The 12706-nt window shown below is 64.4% G+C and carries 14 protein-coding genes; all 14 read right to left on the reverse strand.

What is annotated here, in order from left to right:
• The 14 genes from metK to trpS all read right to left on the reverse strand — a co-directional run bounded on the left by metK (position 1) and on the right by trpS (position 12637).
• On the reverse strand, positions 1-1239 hold the full coding sequence (gene metK, locus AC1Q6Z_RS15255; RefSeq protein ID WP_256118056.1) for a methionine adenosyltransferase: 1239 nt from the start codon (positions 1237-1239) through the stop codon (positions 1-3).
• Between the two features lie 206 nt (positions 1240-1445).
• Positions 1446-1865 carry a helix-turn-helix domain-containing protein gene (locus AC1Q6Z_RS15260; RefSeq protein ID WP_256118058.1) on the reverse strand — a complete coding sequence of 140 codons (420 nt, stop codon included), beginning with the start codon at positions 1863-1865 and terminating at the stop codon, positions 1446-1448.
• Between the two features lie 151 nt (positions 1866-2016).
• Positions 2017-3600: an apolipoprotein N-acyltransferase gene (gene lnt / locus AC1Q6Z_RS15265; protein ID WP_492648433.1), complete on the reverse strand. Its 1584-nt coding sequence runs from the start codon at positions 3598-3600 to the stop codon at positions 2017-2019.
• A 116-nt stretch (positions 3601-3716) separates the two neighbouring features.
• Positions 3717-4865 (reverse strand): hemolysin family protein, encoded by a 1149-nt coding sequence (locus tag AC1Q6Z_RS15270; RefSeq protein ID WP_439625623.1) that lies wholly within the window; start codon positions 4863-4865, stop codon positions 3717-3719.
• Between the two features lie 9 nt (positions 4866-4874).
• Entirely contained in the window at positions 4875-5384 is a 510-nt protein-coding gene (gene ybeY / locus AC1Q6Z_RS15275) for an rRNA maturation RNase YbeY (RefSeq protein WP_492648434.1), read from the reverse strand.
• 17 nt (positions 5385-5401) lie between these two features.
• Positions 5402-6454 (reverse strand): PhoH family protein, encoded by a 1053-nt coding sequence (locus AC1Q6Z_RS15280; RefSeq protein ID WP_256118064.1) that lies wholly within the window; start codon positions 6452-6454, stop codon positions 5402-5404.
• Positions 6451-7863, reverse strand: coding sequence for a tRNA (N6-isopentenyl adenosine(37)-C2)-methylthiotransferase MiaB (miaB, locus tag AC1Q6Z_RS15285; protein WP_439614895.1), 1413 nt, complete (start codon positions 7861-7863; stop codon positions 6451-6453). Before miaB ends, AC1Q6Z_RS15280 begins: the two co-directional genes overlap by 4 nt.
• Before the next feature lie 47 nt (positions 7864-7910).
• Positions 7911-8699, reverse strand: a complete 789-nt coding sequence (gene olsA, locus AC1Q6Z_RS15290; RefSeq protein ID WP_492648435.1) for a lyso-ornithine lipid O-acyltransferase — start codon at positions 8697-8699, stop codon at positions 7911-7913.
• A gap of 31 nt (positions 8700-8730) precedes the next feature.
• Positions 8731-9156, reverse strand: a complete 426-nt coding sequence (locus AC1Q6Z_RS15295) for a Fur family transcriptional regulator (RefSeq protein ID WP_256118069.1) — start codon at positions 9154-9156, stop codon at positions 8731-8733.
• Between the two features lie 38 nt (positions 9157-9194).
• The gene (locus AC1Q6Z_RS15300) at positions 9195-9689 is read right to left on the reverse strand and encodes a GNAT family N-acetyltransferase (RefSeq protein ID WP_256118071.1); all 495 of its coding nucleotides are present in this window, start codon (positions 9687-9689) and stop codon (positions 9195-9197) included.
• Positions 9690-9692: 3 nt separating this feature from the next.
• Positions 9693-10340 (reverse strand): tRNA (adenosine(37)-N6)-threonylcarbamoyltransferase complex dimerization subunit type 1 TsaB, encoded by a 648-nt coding sequence (tsaB, locus tag AC1Q6Z_RS15305; RefSeq protein ID WP_492648436.1) that lies wholly within the window; start codon positions 10338-10340, stop codon positions 9693-9695.
• A gap of 30 nt (positions 10341-10370) precedes the next feature.
• Positions 10371-10943: a NifU family protein gene (locus AC1Q6Z_RS15310; protein WP_256118075.1), complete on the reverse strand. Its 573-nt coding sequence runs from the start codon at positions 10941-10943 to the stop codon at positions 10371-10373.
• A gap of 98 nt (positions 10944-11041) precedes the next feature.
• A complete protein-coding gene (locus AC1Q6Z_RS15315; protein WP_256118076.1) occupies positions 11042-11533 on the reverse strand; it encodes a universal stress protein in 492 nt (163 codons plus the stop codon).
• A 36-nt stretch (positions 11534-11569) separates the two neighbouring features.
• On the reverse strand, positions 11570-12637 hold the full coding sequence (gene trpS / locus AC1Q6Z_RS15320; protein WP_439625631.1) for a tryptophan--tRNA ligase: 1068 nt from the start codon (positions 12635-12637) through the stop codon (positions 11570-11572).
• Positions 12638-12706: the final 69 nt, after the last annotated feature.

Below are 12706 nucleotides of genomic sequence, written 5' to 3' on the forward strand. Positions count from 1 at the left end.
TCAGTGCTTCAGCGCGTCCTTGAGGGCCTTGACGAGGTCGAGGCGCTCCCAGGAGAAGGAACCGTCGCGGCCGGCCTTGCGGCCGAAATGGCCATAGGCGGAGGTGCGGGCATAGATCGGCTTGTTGAGGTCGAGATGGCGGCGGATACCCGACGGCGAGAGGTCCATGACCTTGCGGATCGCATCCTCGACGGCGTCTTCGCTGACCTTGCCCGTGCCGTGCAGGTCGACATAGACCGAGAGCGGCTGGGCGACGCCGATGGCGTAGGAGAGCTGGATCGTGCAGCGGTCGGCAAGGCCGGCGGCTACGACGTTCTTGGCGAGGTAGCGCGCGGCGTAGGCGGCCGAACGGTCGACCTTGGTCGTGTCCTTGCCGGAGAAGGCGCCGCCACCGTGGGGTGCCGCACCACCGTAGGTGTCGACGATGATCTTGCGGCCGGTGAGGCCGGCGTCGCCATCCGGGCCGCCGATGACGAACTTGCCCGTCGGGTTGATGTACCAGACGCAATCGTCGGCGATCTTCAGGTCGTGCAGCGCTTCGCGGATATAGGGTTCGACGACTTCGCGGACCTTCTTCGAATCCCAGCTTTCATCGAGATGCTGGGTGGACAGAACGATCGACGCGACGTCGGCCGGCTTTCCGTCGACGTAGCGCACGGTCACCTGGCTCTTGGCGTCCGGGCCGAGCTTGCCGGCATCGCCCTCGCCCTTCTTGCGGGCGGTGGCGAGAAGCTGGAGGATGCGGTGCGAATAATAGAGCGGCGCCGGCATGAGTTCCGAGGTTTCGCGGCAGGCGTAACCGAACATGATGCCCTGGTCGCCGGCACCCTCATCGCCCTGCTTGTCGGAGGCGTTGTCGACGCCCTGGGCGATATCGGCGGACTGCGAGTGCAGCAGCACGTCGATCTTCGCCGTCTTCCAGTGGAAGCCGTCCTGCTCGTAACCGATGTCGCGGATCGCCTTGCGGGCGGCCGACTTGAACTTCGAGGGGTTGATGACGTCGTTGCCGTCCTTGTCCTTCTTGAGCAGGCTCGGCGGCAGGCGCACTTCACCGGCGATCACCACGCGGTTGGTCGTCGCAAGCGTCTCACAGGCAATGCGGACCGACCACGGATCGACCTTCGACTTCACGGCTTCGCGGTAGACCAAATCGACGATTTCGTCGGAGATACGGTCGCACACCTTGTCCGGATGCCCCTCGGCGACGGACTCGCTGGTGAACAGATAGCTGCTGCGCATGCGGGAATTCCCCTCAAAGAAAATGGACTTCGACGTTGTTATTCAGTTCGTAGGGGAAAAACAAGCACAGAAGGACATAAGAATATGTTTATGTCTTGAACTTTCAGGCGCTATTCTGCCCAGGATACGCCGAAAATATGATGCCCCCTACGCACAAAAAGCGGCCCCGAAGGACCGCTCTTTCATTCACTGCCAGGAGAAACCGATTATTCGATCTCGGCTTCGGCGGCGAGTGCCTTGACCAGGTCGACGAGCTTGCGGCGCACCTTGGGATCGCCGATCTTGACGAAAGCCCGGTTGAGCTGCAGGCCCTCGGAGGACGACAGGAAGTCGACCACGTAGTTGGAGCTCGATGCTTCGGCGAAGCCGACCTGCGTGTCCGCGTGATCGCCCGGCGCGTCCTCGAAGAAGAACGCGACCGGCACATTGAGAATGCTGGAAATGTTCTGCAGGCGGCTGGCGCCGACGCGGTTCGTGCCCTTTTCGTATTTCTGGATCTGCTGGAAGGTGATGCCGAGGCTTTCGCCCAGCTTTTCCTGGCTCATTCCGAGCATGGTTCTGCGAAGCCTAATCCGGCTACCGACGTGAATATCGATCGGATTCGGCTTCTTCTTATTTTCAATCATCACTGTTTGTCCTAACGCCCCGGAAATGGCCCCACCCAGCCGGCAGCCTTAACGAAGACTTAACGTCACGTTGTATGCGCAACCCCTGAAGGGCGGCACAATACATGAAAACGGCCGGCGCCGTGCACTATGCTATTTTAGGGGTTTTGGGTCAATTCACCCTGTTTCTAAAACCAATGCGAGAAATGCTCGCCGCCGCAAAGAGAATAGCCACCACAACCAGAAACGACCAGTTCTGCCACTTTGCCCTATCACTGGAGGCGAATCTGCCCGGAAGAGTTGCATCCACAAAGCCCGGCACATCATGCGCCATGCCCGAAAGGACCTGCCCCTTGGCATCGACGATGGCCGAAATTCCGTTATTGGCGGCGCGAATCAGTGGCAGCCCCCGCTCGACGGCGCGAAGGCGCGCCTGGTGAAAGTGCTGGTAGGGGCCCGGCGAGTTGCCGAACCAGCCGTCATTGGTGACGTTGAGCAGGGCGGCGGCCGTATCGGCCGAGCCGTTGATCTCGGAGGGGAAGATCGCCTCATAGCAGATCAGCGGATAAAAGCCCTTGCCGAGCGCCGTCAGCAGCGGGTGCTCGCGGGCTGCGGAGAAACCGCCCGGCATGGCGACGGCACTCACGCCGAGGCCCTCGAAGAAATCGGCAAACGGCATGTATTCGCCGAAGGGCACCAGATGCACCTTGTCGGCCGCGCCGATGATCTGGCCCTTGCCGTCGATCGTGTAGATCGAATTGTAGTAGCGCGGCGCCTTGCCGGTGCCGGCACTTTCCGTGCGCACCGCGCCGGCGATCAGCACCTGGTCGTCCTCCAGCACCTCGGCGATGCGCACCAGCGCATCCGGATTGTCGGTGAGGATGAAGGGGATCGAGGTTTCCGGCCAGACGACGATGTCGGGCCGCTTGCCGCCCTCTTCCGGTGCGGCGGCACTCAGCGACAGGTGGCGCTCGAAAATCTGCGCGCGCGCGGAATCGTCGAGCTTCATAGCCTGGTCGATCACCGGCTGGACGAGGCGGATGACGGTCGTCTCGCTCTCCGGCGTTGGCACCAGGTTGAGCGCATAGTAGCCGTAGCCGAAATGGGCGGCGAAGAGCAGCGTGGCGAGCGTCAGCCCGATGCCGCGGCCGCGCCGCGTGCCGAGAAGTGCAGGTGCTGCGAAGACGAAGACCGCGAGGGCATTGATGCCGGCAATGCCCAGAAGACCGGCGGACTGCATGAGGAGCGGCACGGGCATGGCGCCGTAACCCACGGCGTTCCAGGGAAAGCCGGTGAAAAGCGTGCCGCGCAGCCACTCGCCGATGCCGAAAGCGAAGGCGAGTGCCGCGATGCGCCCCATGCCGTCCGACCAGAACAGGCGGGCGAGTGCGGCGGCGAAACCGTAATAGAGCGCAAGGAAGGCCGGCAGGCCGAAGACGGCGAGCGGCAGCGCCCAGGCGAAATCGTCCGCCTCGACAAGCAGCGCATTGCCGAGCCACCACAGGCCGCCGACGAAATAGCCGAAACCGAAAAACCAGCCGATGCGGAAAGCGGGCGCCAGACGCCGGATAAAACCTGCCCCGGGGGCCGCGGTCGCGCCATCGAGCAGCCAGACGAGAAGCGTGAAGGACACGAAAAGGGCGGCGAAGAAGCCGAAAGGCGGCAGCGCCAGAACCCCGATCAAGCCCGCAAGAAATGCCGCAAGCGCCCGTCTCGTCCCAGACAGGAGCATGACCGTGCCCGCGAGCCGCTCCATGCCGTCCCCTTTTTTCCCCGAATCAGCCGGCGCCAGTCTTCCAAAAAATCAACGCCTTGTCCCGCTTTACGGCGGAGCAAGGCGTGGGTCATTTCAAAAGACAGGATCGGGGCGGCCTATTCGGCATTCGCCCCATCGTTTTGTTGCTCCGGCACCTTCGGCCGGTCGGCGCCAAGTGCCACGGCCTCACCCTCCGGCTTGCGCTCGCGGCGGCGCACGGAGCCGGCCCGCTTGCGCGTGACGCGCACCCGCTTGACGCGGCGCGGATCGGCATCGAGCACATGGAATTCGAAGCCCGGCACCGCCTGCACCACCTCGCCGCGCACCGGAATGCGGCCGAGCGAGGCGAAGATCAGGCCGCCGAGCGTATCGGCGTCTTCGAGCTGGTCGCGGATGTCGAAATCCGAACCGATCACCTCGGCAAGCTCTTCGAGCTCGACACGCGCATCGGCGATGAACACATCATCGCTGACGCGCTGGATCATCGCCTCGTCGTCGTCGTGTTCGTCCTCGATATCGCCGACGACCATCTCGACGATGTCCTCAAGCGAAGCCAAGCCGTCGGTGCCGCCATATTCGTCGATGACGAGAGCCATCTGCGTGCGGTCGGCCTGCATGCGCGCCATCAGGTCGGCGGCGAGCATGGAGGGCGGCACGAAGAGGACCTGGCGGATGATGCCGGCTTCGGCGACCGTCTTCGACAGGTCGACGCGGCCGAGATCGAATTCCGCCTTCGGCGTGCGCGCCGGCTTTTCGCCATTGGCGGGGGCAGCCTTTACGCCGGTGCGGCGCTTGTTGCGGGCCTGTTTGGTGACATAGGCGAGGAGGTCGCGGATATGGACCATGCCGCGCGGATCGTCGAGGCTTTCGTTATAGACCGGCATGCGCGAGCGGCCGGAATCCTCGAAAATCACCATCAGCTCGGCGATCGTGATGTCCTGGTCGACGGCCTCGATATCGGCACGCGGCACCATGACGTCCTCGACCCGCACCTCGCGGAAACGAAGAATGTTGTGCAGCATCGCCCGCTCTTCGGGCGCGAAGGCCGGTTCGCCTCCTTCGTCCTCCGTCATCAGGGCTGCTGCAAGGTCCTTGCGCAGGCTGGAGGCGCCGGTCATGCGCCAAAGCCGGGCGGCGCGGGACCAGAACGATGATCGGCCCCCGCTTTCCTGCTTCGGCGCGCTGCTACTACTGCCCGCCTCGTCGCTTGAGGCGTCCGCCTCGGTCTTTTCCGTCGCTACCGACTGGTTTCTGAAGTCGCTCATTGGTCCAAACTATTCATCGGGGCCATCCCCGTATGGGTCAGATAGGCCAAGCTCGGCAAGAATGCGAGTCTCGAGCCCTTCCATTTTTTCCGCCTCGTCGTCTTCCATGTGATCATAGCCGAAGAGATGCAGAAATCCATGCACCAAGAGATGCGTGAGATGATCGTCGAAAGATTTGCCGAGTTCGCCCGCTTCGCGGCTCAGCGTCTCCTGCGCAAAGATGATGTCGCCGAGCATCGGCCCCGGCATTTTCCCCGGCGTCAGTGGGAAGGCAGGAAAGGACAGCACGTTTGTCGGCTTGTCCTGGCTGCGCCATTCGGCATTGATGCCGCGGATTTCGGCGTCGCTGGTAAAGACCAGCGAGACTTCCGGCGCGCCCGTCTTCGGGAAAGGCTGCTTTTCCTCGCGCACGAGAAAGTTCGCCGCAGCGCCGAGGACCCGCTCGCTCAGCGCGCGCAAAATCTCTTCAGAGGGCCATGTGCCCTCTTCTATGGAAATCTGGATGTCGAGTTCGCTCATCGGACTTTTGGACCGCCTCAGCGGTCCATCTGCTCGCTTTCGTCCTGCACGGCCGTCTGGGCTTCGTAGGCCCGAACGATGCGGGCGACCATCGGGTGGCGCACGACGTCGGCATCCTTAAAGCGGATGACCGAGACGCCCTCGACGCCCTTGAGGATCTGCAGGGCTTCGACGAGGCCGGACTTGACGCCGCGCGGCAGGTCGACCTGGCTCGGGTCGCCGGTGACGATCATGCGGCCGTTTTCGCCAAGACGCGTCAAAAACATCTTCATCTGCATCGAGGTCGTGTTCTGCGCCTCGTCGAGGATGACGGCCGCGTTGGCGAGCGTACGACCGCGCATGAAGGCGAGCGGCGCGATTTCGATAACGCCGGCGGTGATGGCGCGTTCGACCTTGTCACCGGGCATCATGTCGTAGAGGGCGTCATAGAGCGGCCGCAGGTACGGATCGACCTTCTCCTTCATGTCGCCCGGTAGGAAGCCGAGACGCTCGCCGGCTTCGACGGCCGGGCGGGAGAGGACGATGCGATCGACGGCGCCACGCTCCAGAAGCTGGGCGGCATGCGCCACGGCGAGATAGGTCTTGCCGGTGCCGGCCGGGCCGACGCCGAAAACCAGCTCCGAACGCTCGAGCGCGCGGATATAGGCATCCTGCATGGGCGTGCGGGCGGCGATGGTCTTCTTGCGGGTGGAAATCTGCGCCATGGTAAGCTTGGCCTTGCGCTCCATCGTCGGCAGCGAAAGCTGGTCATCGGCTGCGATCGCCATGCGGATGGCGCCCTCGACATCGGAGAGCTCGATCGAGCCGCCGCTCTGCAGGCGTCCGTAGAGGTAATCGAGCGCGCGGCGGGCCTGGTTGGTCGCCACCACGTCGCCGGAGATCGAGACGGAATTGCCGCGGGCGCGGGCATCGATGCCGAGGCGCTGCTCGATGAGCTTGAGATGCTGGTCGAACTGGCCGAAGAGCTCGCTTGCGTATCGATTGTTCTCGAAAGTCAGCACGAAGTGATTGGCGTCGGTCTGGGTCTTTGACTGGCGCGGCGATGACGTCATCAGTTCGTGTCCGTTCAAGCGGTCGTGCTCCTTGCGGTTAAGCCCGTCACCTCGATCGCTTCGGCGAAGAGGCTGTTGGGGCCGGCATCCGTGATTCGTACCCTGATAATGTCACCGATTTCCGACGCTTTTGCATCAACATTCACAGGCTGCAGCCAGGGCGACCGGCCGACGAGCTGTCCGGGCATGCGTCCGGGCTTCTCCAGGAGCAGGTCGATCTCCTTGCCGATGCAGGCGCGGGCGAAGTCGCGCTGCTGGCGAAAGAGCAAAGCCTGCAATCTTTCAAGACGTTCCGACTTCACGTCCTCCGCGACATGGCCGTCCATCTCCGCGCCCGGCGTGCCGGGGCGGATGGAATATTTGAACGAAAATGCCTGTGCATAACCGACCGTCTCGATGAGGCGCATCGTGTCTTCGAAGTCCTGGTCCGTCTCGCCGGGGAAGCCGACGATGAAATCACCCGAGATTGCAAGCTCCGGCTGGATGGCGCGGATGCGCTCGATGAGGGCGATATATTCGGCCGCCGTGTGGCGCCGGTTCATGGCCTTGAGGATGCGGTCGGAGCCGGACTGCACCGGCAGATGCAGGTAGGGCATCAGCTTGGGCAGGTCTCGATGCGCCTCGACGAGGCGGTCGTCCATGTCTCGCGGGTGGCTGGTCGTATAGCGCAGCCGGGCGAGACCCTCGATCTCGGCGAGGCGATAGAGCAGGTCGCCAAGGCCCCATTCGGCGCCGTCCGGGCCGAGGCCGTGCCAGGCGTTGACGTTCTGGCCGAGCAGCGTGATCTCGCGCACGCCGCCATCCACCAGACGCTCGGCTTCCGCGACGATCTGCGAAACGGGGCGGGAAACTTCGGAGCCGCGCGTATAGGGCACCACGCAGAAGGTGCAGAACTTGTCGCAGCCTTCCTGCACGGTGAGGAAGGCGGTGACGCCGCGGGCGCGGGTCTTGGCCTTTTCCGGCGGGGGCAGGTGCTCGAACTTGTCCTCGATCGCATAGTCCGTCTCGACGACGCGCTCGCCGCCCTTGGCACGGCGCAGCGCGTCCGGCAGGCGATGATAGGTCTGCGGGCCGATGACGAGATCGACCGCCGGCGCGCGGCGCAGGATTTCCTTACCTTCGGCCTGGGCGACGCAGCCGGTGACGCCGATCACCATCTCGCGGCCGTCCTTCGCGCGCGCCTTCTTCATGTCGCGCAGGCGGCCGAGCTCGGAATAGACCTTTTCCGCCGCCTTCTCGCGGATGTGACAGGTGTTGAGGAGGACGAGGTCCGCCTCTTCCAGCACGTCCGTCGCCTGGTAGCCGTCCTTCGACAGGGCATCCGTCATGCGCTCGCTGTCATAGACGTTCATCTGACAGCCGTAGGTCTTCACGAAGACCTTGCGGGTGTTGCTCATGACAGGCGGAGAAAGGGTTTGTTCGCTCATGGCCGCTTCCATAGGGCAAAAAGCCCGGAAAATGAAGCCCCGTTGGCTCAGCGGCCGCGCAGGCGCGCGCCCAGCATGGCGCGGATGCGCGCCTCGACTTCGCGGCTGACCTGCTTGCGGTTGCTCGCCCGCGTGTAATCGACGCGCTCGCCGAAATCGACGTCGACGTCCACCGCCCCTTCCCGCGCCACGCCAAGCAGATGCGGCAGGAGCTCGATATCACCCGGCCAGGCGGCGAGCGGCCGGTGGAAGCGGCCCATCGCCATGCCGTGCACGCCGGTATAGGCGATCGAGACCGGCTGGATGTGCACCACGCCATTGGGCGCATGCGGCACGGCGGAGGCGGCGGCGCCGAACAGCGAGGTCTTGATTTCCAAGAGGCGGTTACCGTCCGAGGTCGTGCCTTCCGGAAAGAGCACGACGATCTCGCCATCCGTCATGCGCCGCGCGATCTCGTTCACCTGGTCGCCGGTCTTCTGGCGCTGCTCGCGCTCCACGAAGATCGTCGCCTGCAAACGCGCGAGCAGGCCGAAGACCGGCCAGTCGCGCACCTCGGCCTTCGCAATGTAGACGACGTCGGCGACCGAGCCGAGCACCATGATGTCCTTCCACGAGGCGTGGTTTGCAGCAATCAGCAGCGGACGGCTGGGCTCAATCGTGCCATGCACGCGCACCTTCAGGCCGAGCACGCGGCAGGCGACGCGGTGCCACAGGCGCGGGATGCGGCGGCGAATCTTGAGGTTGAAGCGCAGGCCGACCAACTGGATCGGCAGCAGGACAAGCGTGACCACGACGAGGGTGACGAGCGCGATGGCGAGGCGGAGCCAGGTGATCAAAGGATCACCGGCGCACGATCGGAAACGGGCGTCACTCGCCCTCCTTGAGCGGCACGCCGTAGAGTTCCAGGCGGTGGTCGACGAGGCGGAAACCGTGCTCGCGCGCGATGCGCTCCTGCAACGCCTCGATTTCCGGCGAATGGAACTCGATGACCTGGCCGTTCTTGAGGTCGATCAGGTGGTCGTGGTGTTCGTCCGGCACCGTCTCGTAGCGCGAGCGGCCATCGCGAAAATCATGCCGCTCGATGATGCCGGCATCCTCGAAAAGCTTCACCGTGCGGTAGACGGTCGAGATGGAGATACGCGCATCGACCGCGGACGACCGGCGATAGAGCTCTTCCACGTCCGGATGGTCGGCCGAGCCCTCCAGCACGCGCGCGATGACGCGGCGCTGCTCGGTCATGCGCATGCCGCGCTCGACACAAAGTTCTTCCAGCGATTTCTCGACTTCCGTCATCGGACCCGCCCTTGTTCGTTCAGCCGTCGGTACGGGAACTAGCGAAGATCGCGCCGCAAGACAAGCGCCGTGGACCGGCGGCCATCGGCCGCGGCATAATAGGCCTTGCGCTCGCCGACCTTGGCGAAGCCGAGCTTGGCATAGAGCCCGCGGGCAGCGACATTGCCCTCGTCGACTTCCAGGAAAATATCCTCCGCGCCGCGCATCTTCGCCTCGCGCAGCGCCGCCTGCATCAGCCGCCAGCCCAGGCCGGCGCGCTCGAAACGCTGGTCGACGCCGATGGTCAGGATTTCCGCCTCGCCGGCCGTGGCACGCACCAGCACGAAGCCGCCGGCCACGCGGCCGAGCGCGCCTTCCTTCAGCGCCAGGAAGCCGAAGACCGGCTCCTGCGACAACAGGGAATGGAACTCGCCATCGTTCCACGGCTGCGAAAACCGGGCGCGGTGCAGCACCGCGGCAAGGCCGGCATCGGCCGTTTCCAGCGGAAAGATATCGAAGGCGGGCTTGCGGGTGAAATAGTCGGTGAGCGCCATGGCTCACGCCCTCCGGATCGCGAAACCCGCCTGCGGCTTGGCGTCGGGACCGCGCAGGTAAAGTGGTTTCGGCAGATGTTCCGCCGGGTCGAGCCGGGCGCCGAGCCGCGCCACGGTGGCGATGGACACGCTGTCAGCCCCCTGCTCGGCGCCATCGCGCAGCAGGGCGGCGGCAGAGCCGGCAATCGCGCCGTCATGGCCGGCGGCCAGGTGACGCGCCTCCTGCACGGAGACGATCGACGGCGGCGACACTGCGGCGCCATCGGCGGCAAAAGCCTGCCAATAGACCTCGTCGCGCTTGGCATCCATCGCGAGCAGCAGGGGCGTTCCCGCTCCCTGGTCGGCGGCAAGCGCCACAAGGGTGGAGACGCCGACCGCGGGCACGCCGAGCGCCAGCGCCAGGCCGCGCGCGGCAGCGACGCCGACGCGGATGCCGGTGAAGGAGCCGGGACCGACGGTGACCGCGATGCGGTCGATGTCCTGCAAGGTGATGCCGGCAGCGTCCAGCGCCGCATCGACGAAGTCCATCAGCCGCTCGGCATGGCCGCGGCCGATATCGGCGCCGGCGGCGCCGAGGATCCTGTTCTCATCGGAATGATAAAGCGCCGCGTAACAACCGGTGCCCGCCGTATCGATCGCCAGAACGATCATGCCGGGCATCCAGGGTTCGCGGAGCGGGCCTTACATGACGGCTTCAACTTCCTGCACTTCCGGTACGAAATGGCGGAGAAGGTTCTGTACGCCGTGCTTCAACGTCGCCGTCGAGGACGGGCAACCCGAGCAGGCACCCTTCATGTTGAGATAGACGACGCCGTCGCGGAACCCCTTGAAGGTAATATCGCCGCCATCCTGCGCCACGGCCGGGCGCACGCGGGTGTCGAGCAGTTCCTTGATCGTCGCGACGATCGTCTCGTCGCCCGCCTCGAAGAACTCGCCCTCTTCCGGATCATCGCTGGCACCGAGCGCGCCGCTCGCCACGACCGGCTGGCCGGACATGAAATGTTCCATGATGTTGCCGAGGATGGCCGGCTTCATGTGCTGCCAGTCGGCATCGTCCTTGGTGACGGTGATGAAGTCATAGCCGAGGAACACGCCCTTGACGCCGGGCACGCCGAACAGGCGGGCGGCAAGCGGTGAAGCGGCGCGCGCTTCCGTCTCGTCGCGGAACTCGGCCGTGCCGCTCTCCAGCACCACCTTGCCCGGCAGGAACTTCAGGGTCGACGGGTTCGGCGTCGCTTCGGTCTGGATGAACATCTTTCTCTCCGTGCGGCCAGGCACTTCGGTCGGCCAGAATACTTAGAATAATTCAAAAGAAGATAGGCGTTTCCACGCCACTCTTCAAGACCAAAGGATCAGCTCAAAGCGTCCAGTTCCTCGTCGGAAAGCTGGTCCGGAATGACCGTCACCGGGATCGGGAAGGCCTGTCCGCGGCTTGCCAGAGACGAAACTAGCGGCCCCGGCCCTTCCTTGGCGGATCCTGCGGCGAGAACGAGGATCGCGATATCGCGGTCCTCCTCGATCAACCCGTTGATGGCTTCGCTCGCGACGCCCTCGCGGATGACCATTTCCGGCTCGATGCCGATCGATTCCCGCAGCGCCTGCGCGGCCTTGGTGAGCACGGATTCCGCTTCCTCGCGGGCTTCCGCCCGCATGATCTCCTCGACGCCCAGCCATTGCTGGAAGTCGCCGTTGGCGATCACATAGAGCAGGACCACGCCGCCATTGGAGTTCTTCGCCCGGCTTCCCGCATAGTGGACGGCGCGCTGGCATTCCGGCGTGTCGTCGATAACCGCCAGAAACTTCCGGCGGTGGCCTTCAAGGCGGGAAAGTCGTCGAGAAACCATGCGGCCCCCTTCTCTCAAAGACGTTTCAGGGCGACCTTACTGCACAAAACCGATGATGTCGCGAACTTCCTTCATCGTCTTTTCGGCACGCGCACGCGCCCGCTCGCCGCCATCGCGCAGGATGCCGTCAATGTGGGTCGTGTCGTCCATCAGGCGGCGCATCTCGTCGGTGATCGGCGAGAGAACCGTGACCGAGAGGTCGATGAGCGCCGGCTTGAACACGGAGAACTGCTGGCCACCATATTCGGCAAGCACGTCCGCCTTGCTCTTGTCTGACAGCGCGGCATAGATGCCGACGAGGTTGTCCGCCTCGGGACGGCCCTTCAGGCCTTCGACCTCGCTCGGCAAGGCGTCCGGATCGGTCTTCGCCTTGCGGATCTTCTTGGAGATCGTCTCGGCATCGTCGGTGAGGTTGATGCGCGAGAGATCGGAGGCATCCGACTTCGACATCTTCTTCGTGCCGTCGCGCAGGCTCATGACGCGGGGCGCCGGGCCGCCGATCAGGGGCTCGACCATCGGGAAATAGGCGTGCACCGGCTCCTCGCCGACGACGGTATCGACGCCGGTGCCGGCCTTGCGGATGTGGTCGCCGAAATCGATGTTGAACTTCTGCGCGATGTCGCGGGTCAGCTCCAGGTGCTGCTTCTGGTCGTCGCCGACAGGCACATGGGTGGCGCGGTAGACGAGGATGTCGGCGGCCATCAGGCTCGGATAGGCGAGCAGGCCGAGCGAGACCTGTTCGGCATTCTTGCCACCGGTCTTGTCCTTGAACTGGGTCATGCGCTCCATCCAGCCGATGCGCGCCACGCAGTTGAAGATCCAAGCAAGCTCGGAATGCTGCGGCACGGCCGACTGGTTGAAGACGATATGCTTGGTCGGGTCGATGCCGGAGGCGATGAAGGCGGCGGCGATCGAGCGGATCTGGCCGCGCATGTCCTCGTGCACGAGCTGCGCCGTCAGCGCATGCAGGTCGACGACGCAGTAGATGCAGTCGTTATCGGCCTGCAGCGCCACGAACTTGCGGATCGCGCCGAGATAGTTGCCGAGGTGGAGATTGCCGGTCGGCTGGACGCCGGAGAAGACGAGAGGCTTGAATGCGCTCATGACGGTGTTCCTTCAGGCGGGTGGAGGGCCTGATCCTGTTGCTGATCTGGTGGCGCTTATGCACGGCAG

It is taken from the genome of Shinella sp. GW835-FHT14H05, from assembly GCF_058793575.1.

Coding starts and splice junctions, on each gene's coding strand:
- metK (WP_256118056.1), bottom strand. CDS start 1,239: ATGCGCAGCAGCTATCTGTTCACCAGCGAGTCCGTCGCCGAGGGGCAT.
- AC1Q6Z_RS15260 (WP_256118058.1), bottom strand. CDS start 1,865: ATGATTGAAAATAAGAAGAAGCCGAATCCGATCGATATTCACGTCGGT.
- lnt (WP_492648433.1), bottom strand. CDS start 3,600: ATGGAGCGGCTCGCGGGCACGGTCATGCTCCTGTCTGGGACGAGACGG.
- AC1Q6Z_RS15270 (WP_439625623.1), bottom strand. CDS start 4,865: ATGAGCGACTTCAGAAACCAGTCGGTAGCGACGGAAAAGACCGAGGCG.
- ybeY (WP_492648434.1), bottom strand. CDS start 5,384: ATGAGCGAACTCGACATCCAGATTTCCATAGAAGAGGGCACATGGCCC.
- miaB (WP_439614895.1), bottom strand. CDS start 7,863: ATGAGCGAACAAACCCTTTCTCCGCCTGTCATGAGCAACACCCGCAAG.
- AC1Q6Z_RS15295 (WP_256118069.1), bottom strand. CDS start 9,156: ATGACGGAAGTCGAGAAATCGCTGGAAGAACTTTGTGTCGAGCGCGGC.
- AC1Q6Z_RS15300 (WP_256118071.1), bottom strand. CDS start 9,689: ATGGCGCTCACCGACTATTTCACCCGCAAGCCCGCCTTCGATATCTTT.
- tsaB (WP_492648436.1), bottom strand. CDS start 10,340: ATGATCGTTCTGGCGATCGATACGGCGGGCACCGGTTGTTACGCGGCG.
- AC1Q6Z_RS15310 (WP_256118075.1), bottom strand. CDS start 10,943: ATGTTCATCCAGACCGAAGCGACGCCGAACCCGTCGACCCTGAAGTTC.
- AC1Q6Z_RS15315 (WP_256118076.1), bottom strand. CDS start 11,533: ATGGTTTCTCGACGACTTTCCCGCCTTGAAGGCCACCGCCGGAAGTTT.
- trpS (WP_439625631.1), bottom strand. CDS start 12,637: ATGAGCGCATTCAAGCCTCTCGTCTTCTCCGGCGTCCAGCCGACCGGC.